A 24,753-nucleotide genomic window follows, 5' to 3' on the forward strand; every position below is an offset into this window, starting at 1 on the left:
TTTAGTCTGCATGAGCTCGAAGTTTTTATGCGGTGAGGTGTTGCTCTGTGGTGCAGCACTGCTGCCCGCTAGGGTGGGTTTATGCAGATTGAAGTGATCATCACCGGGTGGGAGCAAGGCTGTTGTGGGGCCCCTTTTCAGGTAGGTTCTCCCATGACATGGAAGCTCCAGGCCGAGGATCCAGCACAGAAGCACGCGGATGCTCTTCCTCGGTTCCAGGAGGAGCATCATGAACAGACCCCAGAAGACGTACCTCAGTGGGATGTAACAGGTGTGGTTGTTGCCATCACGGGCATCAACTATCCAAGCCTGCCCATCACGGGGGAGCCACGGTCCTTCACCCCGGACACCGAGCATCCACAAGACTGTGCCATTTCTTCTGTAGGCGAGCCTGCTGAGCCTGATTTTGAGCAGTACAGCGTGGTCTTTGAGGTGGCTGAGCATGCCGAACTGCCTCCCTATGCCCCGGAGGAAACACTGCGGCAGATTGAGTTCGAGGCCATAGCTGAGGAACTCAACCACGCACGCATGCATGACGGAGTTGGTGTGGTGCTGGAAGCTCTCGCCGATCATGCCCAGAACAGCTACGGCACAGTTGCCCGCATAACTCGCGAAGCCAATAGGTCAGCGGTTACCGCGGAGCCTCACAACACGGAGGCCACGGCCATTCGCTGGGCGCGCAGCAGCGCGAAAGACGACGGGATCCTGGTTAGCGTTGGCGATGGAACCTGGCTGCTACCGGCCACGGCCGCTGATGCCGATTCTGTGGGAAAGTTCCTTCTTGCTGCTGCGCAAGGACGGGTGGCAGAACACGTCAGGCCTGGCGAGGGCAAGGCCCAAGATCTCGCAACAGAGTTTCAGGGAACAGATGGGCATCTCTGGTCAGTGAAAACAGAGTTCGAACCCTTCGATTCTGGAAATGGAGTCTTTGCCGTTGTTGGCACGCTCTGGGAACGCGTGCAACGAGGGGAACACCGCTACCAGCCGTGGGAGCGCTGACACACTTCCTCTCAAAAATTCTCGGCTCCTGGCAAATAGGGAATGGGGCAACTCCGGTGGACTGGCGAGGCATGCCGTCAACGAAGAAAAGGCAGCTGGGTCCGCCTTCAGCGAGGCCGAGCGGTTGTGGCAAGAAGGCACCGCCGCCCGCGCCGGCTTCGACCCAAAGTACGGTGGCTGGGCCGTGCTCATCTTCGCTGGAGGGATCCGGAAGCGGCCTGAGGAATAAAGCGGTTCTGCCGAGACTTTCAGCATCCCACCAGGGAGTCAGTCGTTGGGTTGGTCCGTTCGCCTTCCAGCACCATCTCCATCAGCAGTTTCGCCCTCTGTATCGGCAAAGGTGCGCTGGTAGAGGTCCTTGCCGTAGCTGGTGGGTAGCGGTGCTGCGGGGATGAGCCGGAAGGGTCGTTGCCCGTCCGTGCCGCGTTCGGCACGGAGGAATACGGTGGTGTCCGTATGCTCCTGGTGGTAGCGGTGGGCAAGGGTGTAGAGGTGGGTGACAAACACCATCTTGATATCGATGTCCCTCATGGCGTGAATAAAACCGTCCGCAATCTCGGAAGCTTCCCTCTCATTAGTGGCGGCGAATGACTCGTTGCACAGAAGCATGGCGCCAGGAGCCATCGCCGGGACGAGGGAGCTCATCCGTGCCAACTCTTCGTCGAATTTCCCACTTGTCATGGTGGCGTCCTCCTCACGCTTGTAGTGCGTGAACACACCAGTGGTGACTGTGGCAGAAAATGATTCAGCGGGGGCAGCCATGCCCGCTTGCATCATGATTTGTGCCAGACCAAGGCTGCGCAGAAACGTTGATTTCCCGCCCTGGTTGGCGCCTGTAATGATCAGCAGCGGTTTGTTTTCTGCTCTGAGCTCGTTGCCTTGCACCCGCCCGCGCACACGCAGAGAGAGGCACGGATCGAATAAGGCTTGCGCGCTCCAAACGTTACTTCCCAGCGGGTGGGGATCGGGTAGGCATTCCGGTTCGCCCTTGGCCGAGAGTTGCTCGTGGAGGTTTAGGGATCCCAGGTAGAAGCCGAGTTCGTTGCGTAGGGAGGTGAAGAAGTTGAGGATATGGTCTGTGGATTGTCCTAGTGCGTTCGCAGCAAGATTTACTCCGCGGTCCCGAAGCCGGCCCAGTGCTTCTCCTCCGGCTTCATCACGTGGTGCCACGGTGTAGCTGTAGGTGGGCTTGCCAAGCATAGAGTGCCGTAACCGGAAGCGGCGGTTGTCTGGCTGCGGGGATCGCAGAACGTACTCTATGCCTTGACCACCTGTGCCAAGGCTGGCACTCATCAGAACACCGTCGTTGAATCGAAGGTAGCGCAGGTGCTCGCGCATCTCATCGAAGTAGTCCTCGTCCAACTCACGGCGGACAGTTTCGAAGAATCGGGTAAACCCTTCAGAGTTAAACAGGTTGGCATTCTCTTCGGTGAGTGTCCGCAATCGGCTGAGCAAGGGAAGGAATGTTTCGGCTCTGGTGATCGAGGTATGCAGCAGGGAGGAGCTGTTGTGCGTCATGAAGAAATTGTTGTGGAATATTTTCCGCTCCTCCACGATGGCCTGCACCGCCAGTTTGTAAAACTCGCGGACTAGCTCAGGCTGCGCCAACACATCAGTAAGTACCGCTTGGCGGTAGCGGATCGCCTCCACATTGCTCAGGCCGGTGAGCATGGCGGAACGGGCCGCAACATAGATCACTGGGTCATCAAGTGCCATCGCATGCCAGAGGGTCTCCAGTTCGAGATCGGAAATCAGGTCTTGCTGACCGATGAGTGGCTCATCCACGCGGCCTTGGCGGCGGGCATAAGGCCTTTCCAAGGATTCCAAAAGGTCAGCGTCTATCTGAAAGTCTTGGTCCTTGAACATCAGCAGGGCCTTCATGATGACCCTGCCTCCTCGGTGCCACGGTGGGCTGCTATTCTCTCGTAGGTCAACCCGTATTTATCCGCAATGGCATGGGCGTAGGCTCGCCCGTTTGCTTTGATGCGGATAACTTTGTGTGTGCGGATGGCCGGGTCATGGGGATCTACTTGGCTGACCATGCTGACAGTCTTGTGGTTCAGGGTGGAGAGTTCGTCAAGGAAAGTGACGCACACTCCCAGCGCGTCCAGCTCAGTAACCCGCTGCAGGATTTTGCTACTCAGATAGACGGCATCGGCCACCGTGGTGGAGTTGAACACCTCATTCAGTACCATCAGGCTTGCCGGCGTAGCCAAGGCCAGATCGGCGTGCAGCCGGTTCAGTTCATCCTGTAGCTTGCCTGCCAGGGTGGCGAGATCCTCTTCCTTTTCGAAATGGGTGAAGATCTGATCACACAAGAACAGACGCACCTCCCTCCCCGGAACAGGGCAGCCAATCCGCGCCAAATGATGCAACTGGCCAATGGTTCGGGCCAAGGTGGTTTTGCCACCGTTATTGGGACCGGAGATGACCAGAATGCGTTCAGGCCCACTGAGAGTGATGTCGTTGGCGACCACAGTGTTACCCTGGCCGATCATTTGGGCGGCTAACGCAAGATCGAAGGTATCCAGAACCTGCTCGGCCTTGTTTATGAGTGAAACACGGGGGTAGCTGAAGTTGAGCCCGGCCTTGCGCAGCGGGCGGATGTACTTCAGGTAGCTTAGGTAGAACTGGAATTCGCGGTCGGCAAGGGCCACAGTCTCATCCATGTAGTCATGGTGCTGCTGGCAGAAGGTATCAAGTGCGGCGAACAATTCTGGATACAGCTTGGCAACCATGCCCAAGATATTCAGGTTGGCGAAGTCTTCTTCCTTCCAGTCCGGGCGTGTGTCGCGGTAATCGCTCTGTGCTCCCTGCTGGAAACGCTCGAATGTTCCAGTGACCTGATCGCTGTAATTTGCCTGGTCTTCGAAGCGGCCCACTGTGACCTTGTCACCCTTCACTAAGATTGCGTACTCCACGGAATCCAGTGCTTCCTTTAGTTTCCGTGATTCCGAGAGCATCAAGGTAAAAGCCGCCGAGGCCAGATACTTTTGGAGGTGGTCGGACAGCCCGAGCAGGCCCAAAGAGCCCACGCCTACCGTTTGCAGGCCCTCCGAGAAGGTCATTACACTCTGGCAGTACTTTTCAACGGCGTTGAGGAACCACAGCGCCCGGTGGTAGTGAGAGTAATCCTGATGCTCCGTCGCCATCTCTTGGGTGCGGTATGTGAAGTCCGCCACCAGTGTCTGGGACTCGAACGCTGACACCAGCTCGCGTACCTCGCGGCGCTCCAAATCCTCAAACACACCCTGCCGGTAGCGCACCGCATCAACGTCCCGCAACGGACGGTAGAAGAAAGGTCCCAGCCTGTACCGGTCTTTGCCGGTCACAGCTGCCACCACCTGATCCAGGTTCAGATCGGAGAAATACCCGGGCTGCGTACCCTGATCCACACCTAGCGGCACCCGTCCAGTGAAAAGGATGCTGTGCGCATGATGACCCAAGGCTAAGGAGCGAGGAACTTCGCCACTAACAACCATCACGCCACCGCCTACATATCGAAAGAGCAGGGCCCATCAACTCTGTGCCCATGATAGGCACAGTCCAGCGGCATAAAGGAGAGCTGAGTGAATTTTCGCCCTAGGATAATAGGAAATGCCTTTCAAAGACCAGCTCAAGCAGTGGGCCACGCAACGGCCAGACCACCCGGCAGTGATTGCCGGGGCGCAATCCATGAGCTATTCCCAGTTGCTGGCCAGCCTCCAGAGCCAACCACAGCCAGGACGGCAGGGGATTTCTGTCATCAATGAGCCCACCGGTGCAGAGCTGGTGGTGCAGTTTTGCGCCGCTGTCTTTCAGGGGCGCACCGCTATGGTGCTCGACGCCGGATGGCCGCAAACGCACCAGCACCAGCTCCGTGAGCTGGCACTGACCTGGGCCGGGCACATCGGCTCCGGTGAGCGACCTTTCCTGCTAGGCCTATCCTCGGGGACCAGTAACATCCCCAAGGGTTTCCTCCGCAACGCGGCATCCTGGCGGGAATCATTTGAAGAAAGCTCCCGGTACTTTTGTCTCTCAGATTCAACGCGCACCTTGGCTCCGGGGCCGCTGTCTGCAAGCATGAACCTCTATGCGCTGGGCGAGTCTCTGTTCACCGGCGGAACCCTTGTTGTCCTCCCACAGTTCAGCGCCGATGCTGCCATAGAAGCCATCACGGACCACGCGGTCAACCGGCTCGTGCTAGTGCCAGCAGTGCTGGACATCATAGTGCGGCGCGCACTAGCAACCGGTGCGGACGGGGGAATGCTCCAACACATTCTCTGTGCCGGTTCGGCACTCTCTCAAGAAGTCATAGAGCTGGCACGGACGTGGGCTCCCAACGCTAGAATCCAGCAGTACTACGGCGCCGCCGAGCTCGGTTTTGTCACCGCTTCGCCAGTGCAAGCTCTTGAAGCCACACAGCCTCCCGGCACTTCAAGCACTGACGGCGGTGCCGTAACTAGCGGTGGGGTGGGCCTGCCCTTTCCTGGGGTTCAGCTGAGCATCCGCGGCGAGGACGGCGGGGAAGTTCCGGCCGGGGAGGTGGGACTGGTCAGTGTCAAGAGCCCCTATATCGCCCAAGGCTACGCCTGGGGTGATGACGGGCTCGCCTTCCGTGCATTGGGAGACAACGGCTGGCACACGGTGCACGACCGTGGCAGCATCGACCCGGAGGGTTTCCTCCACCTAGCCGGGCGGGCCAGCGATATGATCATCACCGCCGGCAACAACGTTTATCCGCATGCGGTGGAAAAGGCCTTGCGCAGCGGGGTTGATTCAGGGGCGCAAATTCTCGTGGTGGGCATTCCGGACACCGTCCGGGGGCAAAGGGTGGTGGCCGCCTTTTATCCAGAGAGCCAAGCGCAGGGCCATGCCAGCGCTGGGATTCTCCCGTCTCTGCGTGCGGCTGCGGCTTCATTACCGGCAAGCCACCGCCCCTCGCATTTCTATGAGCTGGGTGAGTTACCGCTGACAGGCAGCGCCAAGATCAGTAGGGTGCGCTTGGCCCAATGGATTGTAGAAGGAGACCCCCGTGCCAGACGCCGGACATGATGGAATACACAATGATCCACGGAGAACTCCTGTGGTGCTGCTGGCTAGGCGGTTGCCTAACGCCAAGGCCGGGGGAGCCTATAAGAATCACAGGGCACATGATCTCGCCGCAGCGGTGATCAGCCACCTCGTGATGAAATCCGGGATCAACCCGCTGGCCATCAACGATGTCATCTTGGGCAATGCCACCGGTGGTGGAGGAAACGTTGCGCGGCTGGCAGCCCTGACTGCCGGGCTGGCCGAGAGTGTGCCGGGGTTGAGCGTTGACCGGCAGTGCGGATCCGGTTTGGAAGCGATCATTTTGGCCTGCCGTCTGATCCAAGCCGGAGCGGGTGAGCTGTATCTTGCCGGCGGCGTGGAAAGTATCAGTACCGCTCCCGCCAGGGCGCATAGGAACGCAGAGGGCGCCTTGGAGTTCTATGACCGCGCCCAATTCGCCCCGCTGGCAACAGGGGATCCGGATGCCGGTGTGGCTGCGGAAAATGTGGCCCGCCACTATGGCATCACCCGTGCACGGCAAGACGCCTACGCCATGGAAAGTCACACACGAGCACTCGCTGCCCAGCGCAACGCAGCGTTTACTCGCGAACTTGTGCCCTTCGCGGACCTTGCTGCGGATCAAGGCATCCGTGGCAACCTCAACGCGAGGCTCATGGCACGCTTCCCACCGGCTTTTGTTGCGGGCGGAAGCGTCACAGCCGGTAACTCGTGCCCGTTCAGTGATGGGGCTGCAGTGGCTGTTGTCACCTCGCTGGAGCATGCCAGGACACTCGTGGCAGCGGGAGATACAGATACTGGTGCCAGTGTGGGGTTGGCGTTTCGGGCAAGTGCCGTTGCCGGCAATGATCCGAATCTATTGGGAGTGGGTGCGGCCCGCGCCATGGAGCTTCTTCTTGCCAGTACTGGTCTAGGGATCGAACAGCTGCGCCATTCCCGCGTGGAGTTCAACGAGGCCTTTGCCGCCCAAGTCCTTGCCGTGGCGGACCTGCTGGATCTGGACCCGGTGCTGTTCAACCACGACGGCGGTGCGTTGGCTTTGGGGCATCCGTACGGCGCCTCCGGGGCTGTCCTTGTAACGCGGCTGCTCGCTCAAGTGCAGGCAACGTCCCAACAAACCCCGGAGGCCAGGTCCCAGCCTGCGCTGCAGACCGGGTCCCAGGCTAGGGCGGCCGCCGGTCAGGACGCCTTCGCGATGCTCAGCATGGCAGGGGGGATGGGGCTGGCTGCCCACTTCCAAACTGTGGATTTGCGTCCACAACGCTAGGGCTACGGCTGCAACACTGGGTTTGCGCTCATCACGCCCGCTTGCGCCAGTAGCGCTAGGGGAGGGATTCGCCGTCGTGCTTGAGTGTGTCGTGCTTGAGTGTGTTGGGCTTGAGGGAGTTGTGCTCGCTGGCGGGGAGCCCAGGGGAGTGGGGTGCAACGTCAAAGGGTTCGGGATCGCCGAGGCCCCTGGCCGCCAGGGCTTCTCCGGTGGCCCGTGCGTAGGCCACGGTGGCAATCACCACGGGCAGTGAACGGGCCAGTAAGTTGCGCTCCAGGCCGCGGGCCCGGGCGGCGTCGCGCACGTCGGCAAAGGCACCAATGACAAACGGTATGCTGCGCAGCATCAGGGCCACCGTGAGGGAAAAGCGTTCGGGATCGGCGCCAAAACGCTGCAAGGGCTGGACCAGTGCCGAGAGCCCGTCAAGAAGTTCGTCTACGGGCGTGGTGGCGGTGAGAATGTTGGAGGCCAGGACGGTGGCCACAATGGCCGCAATAACCTGCCACGCCACCACAGGCCCGTGTTGCCACCACTGATATGCGGCAATGAGTACCAGGAACACCAGCATCATCCGGATGGCACGCCACAGTCGCAGCCAGGACAAACCCGCCACAAAGTGCGCGGCTGTGACAGCCACCAGCGTTGCCGTGGTAATCCACGCACCCACCAGGGTTGAGATCATCGGCGAGGCCAAGCACAGTACCGCCACGGCCAAGAGCAGAACAGCTTTGGCGGCGAGGGGCATGCGGTGGATCACGGAGGAGCCACGGACGTACCCGGCCACCATGAAGGCGTGCCCGCGCACTAGCTTGCCATCTCGCGGTACGCCGCAATGGCTTCCTGGGGTGCGCCGTCGAACGCCACCTGGCCTGCTTCGATGACCAGGACTCGGTCAAAGGTGGCGGCCAGGACAAGATCATGCGTTGACATGATGATCTGTTGGTCCAGGGTGCTCAGGCGTTGCATGAGTAGCCGGGTATTACGCAGATCCAGCAGAGTGGAGGGCTCGTCCAGGACCAGGATGCTGGGGTCAACGGCCAGCACCGTGGCCAGCGCCGTCAGTTGGCGTTCGCCACCAGAGAGTTCGTAAATACTGCTCTGTGCAAGATGGTCAAGACCGTAGCTGGCCAGGATGTCCAGGGCCTTCTCCTGCCGCTGTTTTTTGCTCAGTTTTTGCCGGCGCAAGGAGAGCTCAAGGTCCTCCTGTGGGGTAGGCATGACCAGCTGTGACAAGGGGTCAGTGAAGACGAAGCCAACACTGCGCCGAACAGCAGACGCTTCGCTGCGTGTATTGCGCCCCTGGACATGAACTGTTCCCGAGGATGGCAGAACAAGGCCGTTGAGCAAGCGGAGCAGGGTTGATTTCCCAGAGCCGTTGGCGCCAATAATGGCAATGCGTTTTTCGGTGAGCTCCAAGGTCAGCGGCGCCAGTATCTGTTTTGCCACTTGGGTGCGAGGATCATCCGGGGCAAGGGTCAGCCCAGCGTCAGCTAAGACTATGCCTTGGCTTGGGGCGCCGCCTTGGCTTGGGGCGCCGCCTTGGCTTGGGGCGCCGCCTCTGCTTGAAACACCGCCAGAGTTTGAGGAGGTGCTCACCGTTGGCGGCGGACCAGGAGGTCGGGGAAGGCTCTGTGCAGGCTCAGCGCAATCACCACGGCGAGAACATTTTTTAGGACATCTCCGGGAAGATAAATCAGATCCGCTGCAATGGCGGCCGGGACGCTCATGCCCTTGAAAACAAAGCCCACAATGCCACTGATGTGAATAACTACGGTGCCGGCCATAGCCGCCATAAACAGTGCGGCGGGGCGCCACCGGCTACGCACAGCCCAGGTGGCGAGCAGGCCAATCACGGCAGCCCCGAAGATGAATCCCACAATGTAGCCGGCTGAGGGGCTGGCCAAGACGGCCGGGCCGGCACGGAAACCGCTGAAGATGGGCAGACCTATCAAGCCCAGCAGCACGTACAGGCCTACGGCTGCTGTGCCGCGGCCCAAGCCAAGCACCAATCCGCACAGGGCCACCACCAGGGTTTGCAAGGTAATGGCCACGCCCAAAGGGCCCACATTGATGCCGGGGACGGCGATGGAGGCTGCCATCAGGGCGGCAAAGACTGCGATGAGCGAGAGATCCATGGCACCCCAGCGCCGCCGTGGGAGAGCAATGGGGAGGATATCTTCGTCCTTTGCTGGTGCTTTTGCTGGTGTGACTTTGCGTGATGTTTGATGCATTCTGCGTGCTTTCTTCATGGAGGGATTCTCGTAGCGCCTGAACGTCGTTAGACTAAGGAGGTTGTCCAACGCCATGGCAAGCAAATTATGCTCGCGGGTGGCGTGTTCGGCACCTACCCATTCTTTGAAAGGTTACTACGTTGATTACGGTCCAAGACCTTGAGTTACGCGCAGGAGCGCGGTTGCTCATGGACGAAGTGTCATTCCGCATCGACAAAGGTGACAAGGTTGGGCTGGTGGGGCGCAATGGCGCCGGCAAAACCACGTTGACCCGTGTCCTGGCCGGGGAAGGTCTTCCGGCCGGTGGCAAGGTCACCCGTTCCGGTGAAATTGGTTACCTGCCGCAGGATCCGCGTACCCCTGACATGGAGCAGCTGGCACGGGATAGAATTCTCTCCGCCCGTGACTTGGACAAGGTCATTACGAAGCTGCGTAAAGCTGAAGCTGACATGGCCAGCGATGACACCAGCATTCGTGACAAGGCCATGCGCCGCTATGACCGTCTGGAGGTGGAGTTCCTCGCCGGTGGCGGTTACGCTGCCGAAGCCGAGGCTGCTGCGATCTCCTCAAACCTGGCCCTGCCCGAACGTATCTTGAACCAGCCGTTGAAGACACTCTCCGGTGGTCAGCGCCGTCGTGTGGAATTGGCTAGGATCCTGTTCTCCGGCGCCCAGACCATGCTCCTGGATGAGCCCACCAACCACTTGGATGCCGACTCGATCGCCTGGTTGCGTGACTTCCTCAAGAGCCACCATGGCGGGCTGATTGTGATCAGTCACGACACCGAACTGCTAGAAGCCACCGTCAACAAGGTCTATCATCTTGACGCCAACCGTGCCACGATCGACCAGTACAACCTTGGCTGGAAGAAGTACCTTGCCCAGCGTGAAACGGATGAGCGGGCCCGACGCCGGGAGCGCGCTAACGCTGAAAAGAAGGCTGGCGTCCTCATGGAGCAGGCCAACAAGATGCGCGCCAAGGCTACCAAGGCTGTGGCCGCACAGAATATGGCTAAGCGGGCCGAGCGGCTGCTAGCGGGGCTAGAAGACGTGCGAGCTCAGGACAAGGTGGCGGCGCTGCGCTTCCCCGATCCTTCACCCTGTGGCAAGACCCCGCTGATGGCTGAGGGTCTGAGCAAGTCATACGGCTCACTGGAAATTTTCACGGATGTCAGCCTCGCCATCGACAGAGGATCCAAAGTGGTCATTCTGGGTCTCAACGGTGCCGGAAAGACAACACTGCTGCGCATGCTGGCAGGTGTGGCCAAGCCGGATACGGGTGAAATTATTGCCGGTCATGGCTTGAAGGTTGGCTACTACGCGCAGGAGCACGACACCCTGGACGTGACACGGACTGTTCTGGAAAACATGCGCTCTGCCGCCGGTGACATGAACGATGCCGAGGTGCGTGGCATCCTTGGCTCATTCCTGTTCTCCGGTGATGACGTCAACAAGCCTGCAGGGGTGCTCTCCGGTGGCGAGAAGACCCGCCTAGCGTTGGCTACCATCGTGGCATCCAGCGCCAACGTGCTGCTGCTCGATGAGCCCACGAACAACTTGGACCCGGCCAGCCGCGCCGAAATTCTTGGCGCACTGAAGAACTACACGGGTGCAGTGGTACTTGTCAGTCACGATGAAGGCGCTGTCGCAGCTCTTGATCCCGAGCGTGTGGTGCTCCTGCCCGATGGTGATGAAGACCTCTGGAACCAGGACTACCTGGACCTCATCACGCTGGCATAATTTCCGCCGTACTAGTTCCCACCGCGCAGCGTTCCGGCTGTGCAGAAACTGCCGTGTGCTTGGTTTAGCGCACGGCAGTTTCTTTTGCCCCTGTGATTCTCAGAAGCTGGTCAAAGCTGAGCGAGAGCATGGCCTGATGGCTGCCGGCCCCAGCCCAAAGCACGGGGTACTGCCGTAGTTCGGTGTCGAGGAGGCAGCGCAGTTGCTGCGGGTGCCCGAGAGGGGCAACACCGCCCACCGGCTGGCCTGCGTGCTCGAGCACAAAGTCCGGGCCCGCACGGTTGATCTTGGAGAGCCCGTTTTCACGGGCCACCTTTTTCGTGTCAACCTTGGCAGCACCGCTGGCCATGATCAGCAGGGGTGCCCCGCCACATTCAAAGATGAGGCTATTGGCGATGGCGCCCACCTCGCAACCTAGGACTGCGGCAGCGGTGGCTGCAGTGGCGACGGAATCCGGCACGAGCAAGACAGTGTCGGGGAGCCCAGCCTCTGTCAGGGCGCGGCGGACATTTTCCACCACAGGATCGGACAGTTCGGCAGCGGCATCGCTTCGCAGGAACACATTCACGCTTCTTAGCCTAGGCCGGAACCGGGGTTCGTCAAGGTGCTAGAAGCCCTGGGCATCCAGGAGTGCGTCTTCGGCTTCCTCAGCGCTGGGCTTGGCACCGGGTTTGCGCACCTTGACGTGGCGGCGCGGGTGGAACGCTGAACCGCGGCCGTAAAGCTCCTCAACGGGCACACCGGATTCTGCGGCTTCCAACGCATCGAAGTCATCGTTACGGCGTTGCATGCGCGCCGCGTAGCCGAAGCCGATAAAGGCCAGGATGCCGAAAGCTATCCACTGCAAGGCGTAGCTTAAGTGTGAGCCTTCGTCGATGGACGGGGCAGGGAAGGCGACGGGGTTAATCGCGGCTGCGGGGGATTCACTCGCAAGCTGGCCGTAGGAACCAGTCTTGATGGGATACCCCACCTGCCCGGCATACTCCTTGAGGTCAATCGATGCCAACTGCCCTTCCGGGGCGCCACGGTCCAGTTTGGGCTCGGCAGGTTTGAGCCGGGCAATGACCTCAACAACTCCCGGTACCGGTTGCGGAACAGTGTCCGGATGGCCGGCCTCGTTATTACCAATGGGCAACCAGCCACGGTCCACGATGACCGTATCGCCATTCTCGAGTGTCAACGGCACCAACACTTCATAACCCGGAGCGCCATTCAGGGGGCGGTTGCGCACTATCCGCTGGTCCGAGTTCTGGTAAGTCCCCTTCAACCGGACCTGAGTCCACTCCTTGGCAGGATCCAGCTGATCAAAATTAGCGGCAATATTGGCATAGTCCACCACTGCACCCGCATAATTTTGCTGAATCTTGTGAATGTTCTCAACCACAGCGTTGCGTCGATTCATCTGCCAGTTACCAAGAGCCACACAGGCGATGGCAAAGACCACCGCCATGGCGAAGTAGCCCAACCACCTACTGGTCAACAGAAACTTGTACGTCTTCATGAACTAGGTGGAATCCTTAGGGCTCAAGGGCAGTGGGGGAGAGGGGCAGTGTTTCTTTCCACAGCAAGCGGCTCTGGAGATAATCCTCTAGCCAAGCCGTGTGATCGGCGCAGGCCAACCAGATCTTACGGCGCTCCTCTGTGTGTATCTTGGGATTGTTCCAGAGCAACTGCGTGGTAGCAGAGGCGCGGCAGCCCTTGCGGGAACAAATCGGTGTTTGCACCACAGGCGATTCAGGCTGTTCTTCCCCGCCCAGCATGTCAAAGATATTCAAGGTCCCTGGCCTCCCATTTCATCGGACGTGGTTTCATCCGGCGTGGTCTCGACGGGGACTGTTGCGTCCGGCTCAGTTACGTCAGTGTCCGCGTCGTCGGGGACGATCTCACCCTGGAGGATGCCTTCAGAGGAGGAGTCGGTGCCGTCCGTGGTGAACTCTGCGTCCGTCACGGCATAGAGGGGAGCCTCATCGAGCAGTTCCACAGTTTCCTGGTGGACGGTGTCCGCTCCACCATTGGCGAGCATGACAGCAACCCAGGGCAGCACCACGGCGCCAACAATGGGGACGATCTTGAACCAGCCGTCAAAAACGAAAATAAGAACCAGGCAGACCATACGGATGCCCATGGTCAATGAGTACTGAATCATTCTGTGACGCATGTCTTCGCTATGGGCGATGGCTGCGTTCGTAATGGCTTGAACAGGGGTGCTGGGTTCGCCGCGGCGGGACTTGCTGCGCCGGCGTGCACCGAATTTCGGTGTAGCTGATTGTTCTTTCATCACACTCCAAGGGACCTCTTTATTCTCTCACTGCCGCCGTGCACAACCAAAAGCTCGAGTGGGTACCGCCGCGGCTTTCACGTAGGATTCCTTAACTAGGGTGAAACTTCCACATCATTTACTTTCAGGAGGAATATATGAGTGCATCGGTAGGCGCGCAAAAGCAGGCTCGCAGTGTTTTGGTCACGGGTGGCAACAGGGGAATTGGTCTGGCCATCGCGAAGGCATTTCTGGCCAATGGCGACAAGGTGGCTGTGACCTTCCGTAGCGCTTCGGAACTACCCGAGGGCATCCTGGGTGTCCAGGCGGATGTTACTGACGCTGCGTCGATCGACGCTGCATTCACGGAAGTAGAAGCCGCCCATGGTCCCGTTGAGGTGCTCGTTGCCAATGCTGGCATCACGAAGGACACGCTCTTGATGCGCATGAGTGAAGATGATTTCACCTCTGTGGTGGACACGAACCTGACCGGTGCGTTCCGTGTGATCAAGCGTGCCTCCAAGGGCATGATCCGGATGCGCAAGGGCCGTGTGGTGTTGATTTCATCCGTGGTAGGGCTTTACGGCTCTCCTGGCCAGATCAACTACGCCGCGTCCAAGGCCGGCCTGGTGGGCATTGCCCGCTCACTGACCCGGGAGCTAGGTTCACGCGGGATCACGGCTAACGTGGTGGCCCCCGGTTTCATCAGCACCGATATGACGGCGGCGCTGCCCGAAGAAACCCAAAAGCAGTACCTATCCACCATCCCTGCAGGCCGCTTCGCCTCGGCCGAGGAAGTGGCCGATGTGGTCCGCTGGATTTCCAGCGACGAGGCGGCCTACATCTCCGGGGCAGTCATCCCTGTTGACGGCGGATTGGGCATGGGCCACTAAAGCCCGACGGCGCGTGCCCCGCCCGGCTGAACAGGCACAGCCTGCTCAACGTGATGGGCTGCTTGAGCGGCACGGTCTGCTCAGCAGTACGGGCTGCTTGAGCCGCACACTGTTCGCACATGCTTGGCACGTACTCGGTAGTACGTTAGGTCAACGCTAAGATTCGACAAGAGTAAGCCTGCGCGGGAGCGAAAGACAGCAGCCGGCGCAAGGCAGGCAAACATGAGAAAAAAGGAAAACTTGCATGGGAAAGCTCGATGGAAAGACAGCCATTGTCACCGGATCTTCACGGGGCGTAGGCGCTGATGTAGCCAAGTTCCTGGCTGCTGAGGGTGCAGCCGTTGTGGTCAACTACCGCCAGAAAGCGCCGCGCGCCAACAAGGTAGTTGCCCAGATTGTGGAGGCAGGGGGACGGGCCGTGGCCGTTGGCGCTGACCTCACCACCCAGGAAGGGGTGCAGGCTCTTGTCAGTGCGGCCTTGGAGAACTTCGGTTCACTGGATTTGGTGGTCTTGAACGCCTCAGGCGGCATGGAAGCCGGTATGGCGGAAAACTACGCTCTGCAGCTCAACCGCGACGCGCAGGTCAACCTGCTCAACGCGGCCATGCCGGTACTTCCCGCCGGATCTCGCGTGGTATTTGTCACAAGCCACCAGGCGCACTTCATTGAAACTGTCCCCACCATGGCCGAATATGAGCCGGTGGCCAAGAGCAAGCGTGCCGGAGAAGACGCCTTGCGTGCCTTCATTCCTAACTTGGCTGCGGAAGACATCTCTTTGGTAGTTGTCTCGGGGGACATGATTGAAGGCACCGTGACAGCAACTTTGCTGGACCGTGCCAACCCGGGTGCCATCGAAGCACGACGCGCGGAAGCCGGCAGGCTGTACACAGTTGCCGAATTTGCGGCTGAGATCGCTGCCATGGCCACGGCCGATGTCCCCTCGGGTCACACGGAATACGTGGGCGGCGCAGACTACTTCAAGTAGCAGCGGAGCCTATTTCAGGCTCGAGAACAAAAAACAGCAGCGGTCCTCCGGCGAAAACCGGGGGACCGCTGCTGTTGTGGCGCCGGAACTATGTTGGGCCGGAACCGTCTGCTTGATGAACTATTGCTTGGTTTTAGATGTTGGCCAGGACCAGTGCAACATCTAGGTTGGCGATGTTGATTTGGGCATCGGCCGCGGCGCGCACGGCGGGCTTGGCGTTAAAAGCCACGCCCAGAGCGGCTGCTGCCATCATGTCCAGGTCATTGGCGCCGTCACCAATGGCCATGGTGGCCTGTCCGGGGATGGCCGCTTCTGCACTCCACGCCCGGAGTTGAACGGCCTTGGCTGCTCGGTCCACCACGGCCCCGCTGACCTTCCCGGTCAAGTATCCGTCAACAATTTCCAGATCGTTGGCCAGGGCGTGATCCAAGCCCAAGCTTTCGGCCAGGGGTGTCAAAATTTGGGAGAAGCCCCCGGATACTGCACACACCACATGCCCTGCAGCCTTCGCCTCGGTCACCAGCCGTTGCGCACCGACTGAGAGTTTGATCTTTTGGCCCACATCGGCCAGAACGCTTTCGGGCAGTCCGGCGAGAGTGGCAACCCGGTGGTGCAGGCTCTGCTCAAATTCCAGCTCTCCCCGCATGGCAGCTTCCGTGACACGGGTAACCTCCGCCTCCGTCCCGGCATGGGCTGCTAGCAGCTCAATGACTTCCTGCTGAATCAGAGTCGAATCTACGTCCATGATGATGAACTTGCGTTTCGCCGCCCGCAGCGAATCAGGCACGATGGCGGTGCTGATGCCTTCTTGTGAGGCTTCCGCGAGAGCTGCGCGCAGACGGGCAATACGTGCCGCTCCTTGGGCCTCAGTGGTGCCACTGGGTTCGAGTGCGCCCAGCTCAAAAATGGCAGCTTCGAATCCGGAGTGGCTTTCCATGCGTTCCACGGCAACGGTGTAGCCGTGCTCGGCCAGGATTGTTTTGACCGAGGCCAGAGTCTTGGGGGAGAGCGTTTGGCCATAGCTGACAGCAGTAAATGTGGAGGGCATGAGAAGTATTCTAGCCAATCAAGAGCTGGCCCCAAACGTCCAGGGTTCGAATCCTGTGCCAGATGCCTGCCAACAGTTGGAATCAGCGTTGTCATGAAGGGCTCGGCAGCGTTGGTCCGGTTAGCGTTGGCCGCCTTCCGTGCCCTAGGCTCACTAGTTATGAATGAAGTTTTGGGTTTGGCCGGTGTCAGCGTAGTCCGCGGCACCAAAACACTGTTGGACAACATTGATTGGCGGGTTGCTGAGGGCGAACGCTGGGTGGTGCTGGGACCGAACGGTGCCGGGAAGAGCACCCTCATGCAAATTGCTGGTGCCCGTATGCACCCCACCCGGGGTGTGGCTGGCATCCTCGACGAAGTGCTGGGCGCAGTTGACGTCTTTGAACTGCGTCCCCGCATTGGTGTGGCCTCTGCCGCACTGGCGCACCAGATTCCGGAGCATGAGAAGGTCCTCAACGTGGTGGTCACCGCCTCCTACGGTGTGACCGGACGCTGGCGGGAGGATTACGAGCGCGACGACGAACGCCGTGCCTTCAATCTCTTGGATCAGTGGGGTGTCTCCACCTTCTTCAACCGTCCGTTCGCGTCCCTCAGTGATGGTGAGCGCAAGCGTGTCCAGATTGCACGAGCCCTGATGAGCGATCCCGAACTGTTGCTCCTGGATGAGCCAGGTGCCGGCCTTGACCTTGCCGGACGTGAAAGCCTAGTGAAACGGCTCAGCGAACTGGCCGCGGACCCCCTGGCCCCGAGCACGGTTCTGGTCACCCACCACCTAGAAGAAATTCCTCCGGGCTTCACGCACGCGCTGCTGCTGCGTGAGGGCGCCGTAGTGGCCCAAGGCCCGTTGGCCGAAGTACTCACGGAAGAACACCTCAGCGCCACGTTTGGCCTGCCACTGTCTGTAACAAGTAACGCGGGTCGCTACACGGCGACTGCTCGCAACTAACCGGCGTAGTACCAAACGGTGAATACGCTCGATTCCTTCTTGATCCTGCTGGGCGGGTTATGGGCCGGAACCATCAACACAGTTGTTGGTTCCGGCACGCTCGTCACCTTCCCAATCCTGATTGCGCTGGGGATTGCCCCCGTCATGGCTGTTGTCAGCAACGCTATGGGCCTGATCGCTGGGGGAATCTCCGGAACGTGGGGGTACCGTCACGAGTTGCTAGGCATGGGGCGCAACCTTGCCCGCCTCATGCCCGCCTCGCTGCTGGGTGGAATCACCGGCGCCTACCTGCTGCTGCACCTTCCTGAAACGGTGTTCTCCGTGGTGGCGCCGCTGTTGATTGTGCTGGCACTGCTTTTGGTTATTTTCCAGCCTCGCTTACAGGCGGTCATCAAGGCGCGCCGCGAGTCAAACCCCTCAGCCCGTTCCCATGATCTAGCCATGATGATCCTGGTCTATTTGGCTGGCGTCTACGGCGGCTACTTTGTGGCGGCGCAGGGTGTGCTGCTCGTGGGAATCTTGGGGATTTTCATGTCCGGAACCCTGCAAAACGCCAACGCCGTCAAGAACGTGCTCTCACTGACGGTCAACGTTGTGGCGGCAATCTCCTACCTGCTGTTTGCGCCGGAGAAAATCATCTGGGTGGTGGTCGGTTTAATCGCCGTCAGTTCACTGATTGGCGGGTTCATCGGCGCAAAGATCGGGCGCAAGTTGCCGCCGCTGGTACTGCGCTCCGTCATTGTTACGCTGGGCCTGGTGGCACTTTACTTCATGATTGCGAAACTCCTAGCCCTATGATCATCCATCTCGAAACCGCCAACGACCCCCGTGTGAGTGACTACGTTTCCCTCACGGACGTCCAATTGCGCAAGGTCAAGGAGCCTGCCGAGGGCCTGTATATTGCCGAAAGCCCTAAGGTGGTGCGCCGCGCTCTCGCTGCCGGACACCAGGCTCGCTCCTTTTTCCTCGCGGAGAAAAGGATGCCCGAGGTACTTGACGTCCTTGAAGCGCACCCTGACGTCCCCGCGTTTGTGGGCACCGGGGCCATGCTGGAGGAAATCACAGGCATCAACCTCCACCGCGGAGCCATGGCCGCCATGCACCGTCCCGCACCCGTGGAGATCGGCTCCTTACTGGCAGGGGCGCGCCGGGTAGCCGTCCTTGAAGACATCAGCGATCACACCAATATTGGGGCAATCTTCCGCTCCGCCGCCGCCCTGGGTGTGGATGCGGTGCTCATCAGCCCGCGTTGCGCAGACCCTCTATACCGGCGCAGCATTCGCGTGAGCATGGGTGCCGTTTTTCAAATCCCATGGGCCCGCCTGCCAGAGGGGCCAGGCGCCCTGGACGTGCTGCATGAGGCCGGATTTACGACGGCGGCGCTGGCCTTGGAGCCGGATTCGCTGTCCATCCATGAACTCGCGGCGCGCAACGAAGCAAAATTGGCTCTCATTCTCGGCAGCGAAGGGTATGGGCTCAGTCCTGAAACCCTGGCATCCGTCAACCATGCAGTCATGATCCCCATGTATGCAGGAGTGGACTCACTGAATGTGGCTGCCGCTAGCGCCGTTGCCTTTTTCGCCACGGACCCGCGCCGGCAATAAGCGCCCCCAGAAGCCATGCGCGGGTAGTGTTGAACCATGAAGATAGCCGAGCAAGTACCCGACTTCGAACTCTCCGACCAGCACGGTCAAGTTCGTAGCCTTACTGAACTCACCGCAGAAGGTCCCTTGGTAATTTTCTTTTACCCCCTGGCCAGCAGCGGCGGCTGCACCAAGGAAGCCTGCCATTTCAGGGACCTGCAGCAGGAATTTGCAACAGCAGGTGCCTCACTGGTGGGTATCAGTACCGACTCAGTGGCCAAACAGCTCGATTTTGCGAACAAGAACCACTTTGACTACCCACTTCTGAGCGACCGGGACGGCGCGGTGGCGGATGTGTTTGGTGTCCGCAGGCGTTTGCTGGCGAAGGCGCTTCCCACTAAAAGGGCCACGTTTATTGTTGATTCGAACCGAATCTTGCGTTTTCAGATTTCCAGTGAAACCAACATGGACGTGCACGCGAACAGCGCACTTGAGGCTTTGTCACAGCGGGCTTGGTGAAATGGGATTGAGACGGTAAAGTTTCTAGCTGGTCCTCGTGACCATAACATTCATCCGTCTGGCAAAATCCAGGCAATAACATTCTGAGGTTCATTGTGAAGCAGAACACCCACCCGAAGTATGAAGCCATCGTATTCAACGACCTGGCTTCCGGTACCAAGTTCCTGACGCGTTCCACCGCGACGTCCAAGAAGACCATCGAATGGGAAGATGGCAACACCTACCCCGTCATCGACGTTGAAATCTCTTCCGAGTCGCACCCGTTCTACACGGGCAAGCAGCGCATCATGGACAGCGCCGGCCGTGTTGAGCGCTTCAACGCTCGCTTCGCAGGCTTCGGCAAGAAGTAATACTTCTTACCAACAGTTTTTTCTAAGGCAGGGTCCGCACGGAAAGTGCGGGCCCTGCCTTTTTTGCGCTTCCCCCCGCCAGCTTGGGAAGATAGAGCCATGGCTTCTGAACTGCACGGTGAAAATTCTGAACTGCATGGTGAATATAAGGTTCACGGCGGCAAATTGGTGGTGGTAGATTGCCGCGTCATTGATGAGACGCTAGCGGATGTACACGTCAGCGGCGACTTCTTCCTGGAACCTGACGAGGCACTTGATGACATTAACGCCGCGTTGAACGGCTTGCCTGCCAACCTTTCTGCCGATGCGCTGGCAAATGCCATCACGGCAGCACTGCCCCCGGAGGCCGTGCTCTTTGGTTTCTCCGCCCAGGCCGTAGCCATCACGCTCCGCCGGGCGCTGACGAAAGCAACGAGCTGGCTCGATCACGAGTGGGACGTCATCGCCCCAACCATTTTGCCAACGGCCCTCAACGTGGCATTAGATGAGGTATTGACGGAGGAAGTGGGTGCGGGGCGCCGCAATCCCACCCTGCGCTTTTGGGACTGGGACGAGCCATCCGTGGTGATTGGCAGCTTTCAGTCCGTGCGCAACGAATTGGAGCCGGCCGGCGTCGAAAAGTACGGTATCAAGGTGGTGCGGCGGGTCAGCGGTGGTGGCGCCATGTTCATGGAGGCCGGAAACTGCATCACTTACTCCCTGTACGTGCCCCAGACGTTGGTGGACGGGCTGAACTTTGAGGACTCCTACAAGTTCCTTGACGCATGGGTTTTGGCCGCCCTTGAATCCATGGGAATTGAGGCGTTTTATGTGCCCCTCAATGACATTGCCACGGGCAAGGGCAAGATTGGTGGTGCAGCCCAGAAACGGCTCAGCAATGGCGCCATGGTGCACCATGTGACAATGAGCTATGACATTGACGCAGACAAAATGGTGCAGGTGTTGCGGATTGGCAAGGAAAAACTTTCGGATAAGGGAACCCGCTCGGCCAAGAAACGGGTGGATCCGCTGCGCCGCCAAAGCGGCATGAGCCGGCAGGAAATTCTAGAACGCATGGCGGCAACGTTTAGCGCGCGTTATGACGCCCGCCCAGCCCTGCTGACCGAGGCGGAACTGGCGGAAGCAGCACGCAGGGTGGAGAGTAAATTTGGCACAGAGGAATGGCTGAACCGGGTTCCATGAGTGCCCTTGCCCGTGTGAGCTCCCGTATCAAGGGTGCCTGGCCCAATCAGCCACCAGCGGCCTTTGCCTTTGTCATGGCTACCGGCATAGTCTCCTCGGCTCTACTTGATGCGGGATGGGGCCTAGCTGCAAGAGCACTGCTGTGGATGGCCGTTGGCGCTCTTCTGGTGTTGCTTGTTGGACTGGTGGGCAGATTAGTGATCCATACCAACGACGCCGTGATTGACTTCCGTGACCCCCACAGAGGTTTCGGATATCTGACCATGGTTGCGGCCATCAACGTGGTGGGTGTGGGTTTCCACCCCGTGGCGCCAGCCGTCACGTGGGTCATGGCTGCCATGAGTATTCCCTTGTGGCTTTTTCTGGCCTATGGTGTGCCGCTGTCCATGATGCTGCGCACCGAAATTGGTGAGACGTTGCGCCCACGCCTGCTGCCCGTGGATGGGACCTGGTTCCTGTGGGTGGTTTCCACCCAGTCACTGGCCATGGTGGCGGCGTCCCTGGCCACCGGTGGCAGTCAAGTACGGTTCCTAAGCGATGCGGCGGTGGCGTTTTGGGGCATTGGCATCATGCTTTATTTGACGCTCACCACCCTCGTCATGCTACGTCTGCTCACGGGCGGTGAGAACCATGGCGGGATTGTGCCCACCAACTGGATCTTCATGGGGGCCACGGCTATCACCGTCCTGGCCGGTTCTATGATCTTGCACCTGCCAGCAGAGGTGCCCGTCATCCACGTAGCCGGCCCCACCGTGGGCGGCATCAGCTATCTGCTGTGGGCTTTTGGCTTGTGGTGGGTTCCCCTTTTGGTGGCCTTCGGTTTCTGGCGGCATGCGGTGCGGCGCGAACCCCTGCGCTACTCAACGGCGCTGTGGTCCATTGTGTTTCCCCTGGGCATGTTCGCTGTGGCAACCTACCGTTTTGGCACGGTCAACCACATGCCCCTTGTTGCCTGGCTGGGAAACGTGGCCACGTGGACGGCCGTGGCAGCCTGGCTTGCAGTTCTTCTCGGCATGACGCTGACCTTTATCCGCTGGGTGCGGCGTGGGAATCCCGCCGGTTAGGCCCCAGCCTGCGCCCTCAGCGCACGGAGCATTTGGTCCCGCTGTTCCAGCACAATTCTACGTAGCCCTGCCGGGGCATCCGCATGCCCGGCCAGCCACGTGTCCGTGCGGTGCACCACGGGATGGTGTTCCGGGCTGGTGCCGGCGGCCAAATCCTGGCGCGAAGGGAACAACCCGCCCACAATGCGCCCGGCAATTTCCAGGCTCCGACTACGCCATACATCCTCAATAGACTGGAAGTAGGGCTCAGTGAACGGCGCCAACAACACGGCCTCACCCACCATGAAACCTGCGATCGTGGCACTGAGGAGCTCGTTGCTCAGTTCCTTGCCCTCCACAGCCTCCGCCCAGCGCTCTGCTTTAAGTTCAGCGACTGGCAGAGCCGCGACGGCGGCACAATGGTTGGCCCGGTGTTCCGCCGTGGTGTCCTGTGCCAATTCGGCATCCAACTCGGCGCGCGTAGCATTCCCGCGCGCGGCAAGTTGTTGCCACAGCAGCCAGCGCAAGCTCCCATCCACTACAAGACCCGGCGGCACGTTCACCCCAGCCAGAAGTTCCCGGCTGCGCTCATTGAGCTCATCGCTGCTCCGGCCCAACAAGGCCAGCGTACGGGCCCAGACCAGCTGTTCATCACTGCTGGGGGCGGCTTGCTGTAGGAGCTGTTTGAGACCGGAATGCAACTGTTCCCCAGCCCCGTCACGGTCACGGATGGGGCAGAAGTGTTCAAGTGCGTACAGGGCATTCTCTGCCAGGGTTTGCAACAAGCTGGTGTCGGCCTCGCCACCAGCATGAGCCACCACCGTACGCAGATACACGGCTGCGGGCAACAGGGCATCCCGTGTGGCGTTCCACAACGCAGACCAGACAAGGCTGCGGGCCAATGGGTCAACTATGCGGCCCACCCCCGTCAGCGCCGTGCTCAGTGAGCCGGCATCCAACCGAACCTTGGCGTAGCTCAAGTCCCCATCATTGAGAAGGACCAGGTCAGGGGCAGGGCACCCTGTGGCCTCTGGCACCTGCGTCTTAGCGCCCACCACATCGACAGCGAACGAGGCGCTCCTGACCAGGGCACCGGCGTCGTACGTGAAAAAGCCAACGTCAAGGCGGTGGGGGCGCACGGCCACACTGCCGGTCAACGGATCAAAGGCTGTTTGTGTGATGGACAGTGACGTCACGGCGCCCTTGTCAACATCCAGATCCGGGACCAGCGTGGACATGCCCGAGGTGCCAAGCCACTGGGCTGCCCAGGTCTGAAGGTCGCGGCCCGATGCCTTGCTGAGCGGGACTAGCAGGTCCTGCAGCGACGTGTTGGCGTATGCGTGGTTCTTGAAATACTCGCGAGAGCCGGCGATGAAGGCCTCCCTGCCCACGTACGCCACGAGTTGCTTCAACACGGAGGCACCCTTTGCGTAGGTGATGCCGTCAAAGTTGGACTTGGCGGCTTCCAGATTCGCGATGTCAGCGAGGATGGGGTGTGTTGTAGGCAGCTGGTCCTGAGTGTAGGCCCAGGCCTTGCGACGGCTGGCGAACATGGTCCAGGACTTCTCACCCCAATCGGTGGCCTCCGCAACTGCGAGGTGGCCCATATAGTCGGCAAAGGACTCCTTCAGCCACAAGTCATCCCACCACGCCATCGTGACAAGATCGCCAAACCACATGTGCGCCATCTCGTGCATGATCGTATTGGCGCGTTGCTGATACGCGGTGTCTGTGGCGCGGGAGGAGTGCAGATAGGCCTCGGTGAGAGTCACCAGACCAGGGTTTTCCATGGCGCCGAGATTGTATTCGGGCACAAACGCCTGATCATACTTGCCGAAGGGGTACGGATAGTCGAAGAGCTCGTTGAAGTATGCCAGCCCGGACTTGGTCACCGCAAAAATGGCCTCGGTATCAAAGTGGCTCGCCAGTGACGCCCGGCAATAAGCGGCCAAGGGGATGTTCATCTGCAGGCCGGCATGACTGCTCTCGGGAGAGAAAACCATGGAGAAATGATCTTCTGCCTTGAAGTACGGTCCGGCCAGTACGGTTGTAATATATGTGGAAATCGCTAAGGTGGGGGCAAAATCCCAGCGGCTTAGCTCAGCGCCCGCCGCTGTCTTTGTAGCCACTGTCTTGTTGGCCACGGCTTGGTTGGATGCCACCAGCCAATGCGCTGGTGCCGTGACATGGAAGGTGAAGGGGGCCTTCAGATCGGGTTGCTCAAAATTGGCAAAAACGCGGCGGGCGTCAGCCGGCTCGTATTGGGTATAGGTGTAGGTTATACCGTCCGCGGGATCCACAAACCTGTGCAGTCCCTCGCCGCTCGTGGAGTAGGCGGCCGTGGCGCTCACCACTACCTCGTTCTGGGCGGCTAGGGCGGGCAGGATAATCCGCGCCCCGTCAACCACCTCGGCTACGGGTAAGTGGTGCCCGTTCAGGATCACCGATTCAACAGATAAACCTATGAAGTCCAAGAAAGTGTGTGATGCTCCGGGGGCGGACATGTCAGCCGCGAAGCTAATAGTGGTTCGGCTCGCGAAGCCAGGAACGGCAAGGTCTTCCGCTTCGCTAAGATCCAGTGCTACATCGTAGCCATGGACGGTGAGGAAGGACTTCCGGAGGGCGGCTTCACTACGCAAAAGATTTTCATTGGACACCAATTCATTCAATCATGTACCGCC

At 59.8% G+C, this 24,753-nt stretch carries 24 protein-coding genes; 13 read left to right on the forward strand and 11 right to left on the reverse strand.

Annotated features, from left to right (window positions below):
• Positions 1–81 precede the first annotated feature (81 nt).
• Positions 82–999 carry a DUF6578 domain-containing protein gene (locus ABIB48_RS01440; protein ID WP_354211528.1) on the forward strand — a complete coding sequence of 306 codons (918 nt, stop codon included), beginning with the start codon at positions 82–84 and terminating at the stop codon, positions 997–999.
• A gap of 267 nt (positions 1,000–1,266) precedes the next feature.
• Here the strand turns inward: ABIB48_RS01440 and ABIB48_RS01445 are convergent, their stop codons facing one another.
• Both ABIB48_RS01445 and ABIB48_RS01450 read right to left on the reverse strand, forming a co-directional pair.
• The gene (locus ABIB48_RS01445) at positions 1,267–2,880 is read right to left on the reverse strand and encodes a MutS-related protein (RefSeq protein ID WP_354211530.1); all 1,614 of its coding nucleotides are present in this window, start codon (positions 2,878–2,880) and stop codon (positions 1,267–1,269) included.
• Complete coding sequence (locus ABIB48_RS01450) at positions 2,877–4,481, reverse strand: MutS-related protein (RefSeq protein ID WP_354212009.1); 1,605 nt, start codon at positions 4,479–4,481, stop codon at positions 2,877–2,879. Before ABIB48_RS01450 ends, ABIB48_RS01445 begins: the two co-directional genes overlap by 4 nt.
• 115 nt (positions 4,482–4,596) lie before the next feature.
• Here ABIB48_RS01450 and ABIB48_RS01455 point away from each other — a divergent pair, with 115 nt between their 5' ends.
• A complete protein-coding gene (locus ABIB48_RS01455; RefSeq protein ID WP_354211531.1) occupies positions 4,597–6,033 on the forward strand; it encodes a class I adenylate-forming enzyme family protein in 1,437 nt (478 codons plus the stop codon).
• The gene (locus tag ABIB48_RS01460) at positions 6,014–7,297 is read left to right on the forward strand and encodes a thiolase family protein (RefSeq protein WP_354211532.1); all 1,284 of its coding nucleotides are present in this window, start codon (positions 6,014–6,016) and stop codon (positions 7,295–7,297) included. The genes ABIB48_RS01455 and ABIB48_RS01460 overlap by 20 nt, the downstream gene beginning before the upstream one ends.
• Before the next feature lie 55 nt (positions 7,298–7,352).
• On the opposite strand, the gene ABIB48_RS01465 is transcribed toward ABIB48_RS01460, so the two are convergent.
• From ABIB48_RS01465 to ABIB48_RS01475, 3 genes are all read right to left on the reverse strand, one after another.
• On the reverse strand, positions 7,353–8,102 hold the full coding sequence (locus ABIB48_RS01465; protein WP_354211534.1) for an energy-coupling factor transporter transmembrane component T family protein: 750 nt from the start codon (positions 8,100–8,102) through the stop codon (positions 7,353–7,355).
• Positions 8,102–8,797: an energy-coupling factor ABC transporter ATP-binding protein gene (locus ABIB48_RS01470; protein ID WP_502914095.1), complete on the reverse strand. Its 696-nt coding sequence runs from the start codon at positions 8,795–8,797 to the stop codon at positions 8,102–8,104. Before ABIB48_RS01470 ends, ABIB48_RS01465 begins: the two co-directional genes overlap by 1 nt.
• 92 nt (positions 8,798–8,889) lie before the next feature.
• The gene (locus tag ABIB48_RS01475) at positions 8,890–9,546 is read right to left on the reverse strand and encodes a biotin transporter BioY (RefSeq protein WP_354211536.1); all 657 of its coding nucleotides are present in this window, start codon (positions 9,544–9,546) and stop codon (positions 8,890–8,892) included.
• 122 nt (positions 9,547–9,668) lie between these two features.
• Here ABIB48_RS01475 and ABIB48_RS01480 point away from each other — a divergent pair, with 122 nt between their 5' ends.
• Positions 9,669–11,267, forward strand: a complete 1,599-nt coding sequence (locus ABIB48_RS01480; protein ID WP_354211538.1) for an ABC-F family ATP-binding cassette domain-containing protein — start codon at positions 9,669–9,671, stop codon at positions 11,265–11,267.
• A 64-nt stretch (positions 11,268–11,331) separates the two neighbouring features.
• Here ABIB48_RS01480 and ABIB48_RS01485 read toward each other — a convergent pair whose 3' ends face one another.
• From ABIB48_RS01485 to ABIB48_RS01500, 4 genes are read right to left on the reverse strand one after another with little or no spacing between them, the layout of a single operon-like run.
• Positions 11,332–11,835 (reverse strand): YbaK/EbsC family protein, encoded by a 504-nt coding sequence (locus ABIB48_RS01485; RefSeq protein ID WP_354211540.1) that lies wholly within the window; start codon positions 11,833–11,835, stop codon positions 11,332–11,334.
• 39 nt (positions 11,836–11,874) lie between these two features.
• Positions 11,875–12,768 (reverse strand): SURF1 family cytochrome oxidase biogenesis protein, encoded by an 894-nt coding sequence (locus ABIB48_RS01490; protein WP_354211542.1) that lies wholly within the window; start codon positions 12,766–12,768, stop codon positions 11,875–11,877.
• Positions 12,769–12,784: 16 nt separating this feature from the next.
• The gene (locus ABIB48_RS01495) at positions 12,785–13,042 is read right to left on the reverse strand and encodes a hypothetical protein (RefSeq protein ID WP_373366682.1); all 258 of its coding nucleotides are present in this window, start codon (positions 13,040–13,042) and stop codon (positions 12,785–12,787) included.
• Positions 13,039–13,545, reverse strand: a complete 507-nt coding sequence (locus ABIB48_RS01500; RefSeq protein WP_354211543.1) for a DUF3099 domain-containing protein — start codon at positions 13,543–13,545, stop codon at positions 13,039–13,041. The genes ABIB48_RS01495 and ABIB48_RS01500 overlap by 4 nt, the downstream gene beginning before the upstream one ends.
• 137 nt (positions 13,546–13,682) lie before the next feature.
• Between ABIB48_RS01500 and ABIB48_RS01505 the strand changes: the two genes are divergently transcribed.
• Positions 13,683–14,417, forward strand: coding sequence for a beta-ketoacyl-ACP reductase (locus ABIB48_RS01505; RefSeq protein WP_110106200.1), 735 nt, complete (start codon positions 13,683–13,685; stop codon positions 14,415–14,417).
• Between the two features lie 244 nt (positions 14,418–14,661).
• On the forward strand, positions 14,662–15,402 hold the full coding sequence (locus ABIB48_RS01510) for an SDR family oxidoreductase (RefSeq protein WP_110106201.1): 741 nt from the start codon (positions 14,662–14,664) through the stop codon (positions 15,400–15,402).
• A 133-nt stretch (positions 15,403–15,535) separates the two neighbouring features.
• Here ABIB48_RS01510 and serB read toward each other — a convergent pair whose 3' ends face one another.
• Positions 15,536–16,450, reverse strand: a complete 915-nt coding sequence (gene serB / locus ABIB48_RS01515; RefSeq protein WP_354211546.1) for a phosphoserine phosphatase SerB — start codon at positions 16,448–16,450, stop codon at positions 15,536–15,538.
• A gap of 159 nt (positions 16,451–16,609) precedes the next feature.
• Between serB and ABIB48_RS01520 the strand changes: the two genes are divergently transcribed.
• The 7 genes from ABIB48_RS01520 (at position 16,610) to ABIB48_RS01550 (ending at position 22,093) form a co-directional block, all read left to right on the forward strand.
• Positions 16,610–17,395 (forward strand): ABC transporter ATP-binding protein, encoded by a 786-nt coding sequence (locus ABIB48_RS01520; protein ID WP_315915636.1) that lies wholly within the window; start codon positions 16,610–16,612, stop codon positions 17,393–17,395.
• 18 nt (positions 17,396–17,413) lie between these two features.
• Positions 17,414–18,193, forward strand: a complete 780-nt coding sequence (locus ABIB48_RS01525) for a sulfite exporter TauE/SafE family protein (protein WP_110106203.1) — start codon at positions 17,414–17,416, stop codon at positions 18,191–18,193.
• Positions 18,190–18,999 (forward strand): TrmH family RNA methyltransferase, encoded by an 810-nt coding sequence (locus ABIB48_RS01530; RefSeq protein WP_110106204.1) that lies wholly within the window; start codon positions 18,190–18,192, stop codon positions 18,997–18,999. Before ABIB48_RS01525 ends, ABIB48_RS01530 begins: the two co-directional genes overlap by 4 nt.
• 36 nt (positions 19,000–19,035) lie before the next feature.
• Complete coding sequence (locus ABIB48_RS01535) at positions 19,036–19,497, forward strand: peroxiredoxin (RefSeq protein ID WP_110106205.1); 462 nt, start codon at positions 19,036–19,038, stop codon at positions 19,495–19,497.
• Between the two features lie 95 nt (positions 19,498–19,592).
• A complete protein-coding gene (locus tag ABIB48_RS01540) occupies positions 19,593–19,847 on the forward strand; it encodes a type B 50S ribosomal protein L31 (RefSeq protein WP_110106206.1) in 255 nt (84 codons plus the stop codon).
• A gap of 99 nt (positions 19,848–19,946) precedes the next feature.
• Positions 19,947–21,029 (forward strand): lipoate-protein ligase LplAB, encoded by a 1,083-nt coding sequence (gene lplAB / locus ABIB48_RS01545; RefSeq protein WP_110106207.1) that lies wholly within the window; start codon positions 19,947–19,949, stop codon positions 21,027–21,029.
• Positions 21,008–22,093: a tellurite resistance/C4-dicarboxylate transporter family protein gene (locus ABIB48_RS01550; protein WP_315915637.1), complete on the forward strand. Its 1,086-nt coding sequence runs from the start codon at positions 21,008–21,010 to the stop codon at positions 22,091–22,093. Before lplAB ends, ABIB48_RS01550 begins: the two co-directional genes overlap by 22 nt.
• Here the strand turns inward: ABIB48_RS01550 and pepN are convergent.
• Positions 22,090–24,729: an aminopeptidase N gene (gene pepN / locus ABIB48_RS01555; protein ID WP_354211550.1), complete on the reverse strand. Its 2,640-nt coding sequence runs from the start codon at positions 24,727–24,729 to the stop codon at positions 22,090–22,092. The genes ABIB48_RS01550 and pepN overlap by 4 nt on opposite strands.
• Positions 24,730–24,753 lie beyond the last annotated feature (24 nt).

It is taken from the genome of Arthrobacter sp. UYCu511, from assembly GCF_040547105.1.
Lineage (GTDB): Bacteria > Actinomycetota > Actinomycetes > Actinomycetales > Micrococcaceae > Specibacter > Specibacter psychrochitiniphilus.

Excerpts from the sequence above, each read along its gene's own strand:
- ABIB48_RS01440 (WP_354211528.1), top strand. The coding sequence starts at position 82 with ATGCAGATTGAAGTGATCATCACCGGGTGGGAGCAAGGCTGTTGTGGG.
- ABIB48_RS01445 (WP_354211530.1), bottom strand. The coding sequence starts at position 2,880 with ATGAAGGCCCTGCTGATGTTCAAGGACCAAGACTTTCAGATAGACGCT.
- ABIB48_RS01450 (WP_354212009.1), bottom strand. The coding sequence starts at position 4,481 with ATGGTTGTTAGTGGCGAAGTTCCTCGCTCCTTAGCCTTGGGTCATCAT.
- ABIB48_RS01455 (WP_354211531.1), top strand. The coding sequence starts at position 4,597 with ATGCCTTTCAAAGACCAGCTCAAGCAGTGGGCCACGCAACGGCCAGAC.
- ABIB48_RS01475 (WP_354211536.1), bottom strand. The coding sequence starts at position 9,546 with ATGAAGAAAGCACGCAGAATGCATCAAACATCACGCAAAGTCACACCA.
- ABIB48_RS01490 (WP_354211542.1), bottom strand. The coding sequence starts at position 12,768 with ATGAAGACGTACAAGTTTCTGTTGACCAGTAGGTGGTTGGGCTACTTC.
- ABIB48_RS01500 (WP_354211543.1), bottom strand. The coding sequence starts at position 13,545 with ATGAAAGAACAATCAGCTACACCGAAATTCGGTGCACGCCGGCGCAGC.
- ABIB48_RS01505 (WP_110106200.1), top strand. The coding sequence starts at position 13,683 with ATGAGTGCATCGGTAGGCGCGCAAAAGCAGGCTCGCAGTGTTTTGGTC.
- ABIB48_RS01510 (WP_110106201.1), top strand. The coding sequence starts at position 14,662 with ATGGGAAAGCTCGATGGAAAGACAGCCATTGTCACCGGATCTTCACGG.
- serB (WP_354211546.1), bottom strand. The coding sequence starts at position 16,450 with ATGCCCTCCACATTTACTGCTGTCAGCTATGGCCAAACGCTCTCCCCC.
- ABIB48_RS01520 (WP_315915636.1), top strand. The coding sequence starts at position 16,610 with ATGAATGAAGTTTTGGGTTTGGCCGGTGTCAGCGTAGTCCGCGGCACC.
- ABIB48_RS01530 (WP_110106204.1), top strand. The coding sequence starts at position 18,190 with ATGATCATCCATCTCGAAACCGCCAACGACCCCCGTGTGAGTGACTAC.
- ABIB48_RS01535 (WP_110106205.1), top strand. The coding sequence starts at position 19,036 with ATGAAGATAGCCGAGCAAGTACCCGACTTCGAACTCTCCGACCAGCAC.
- lplAB (WP_110106207.1), top strand. The coding sequence starts at position 19,947 with ATGGCTTCTGAACTGCACGGTGAAAATTCTGAACTGCATGGTGAATAT.
- ABIB48_RS01550 (WP_315915637.1), top strand. The coding sequence starts at position 21,008 with ATGGCTGAACCGGGTTCCATGAGTGCCCTTGCCCGTGTGAGCTCCCGT.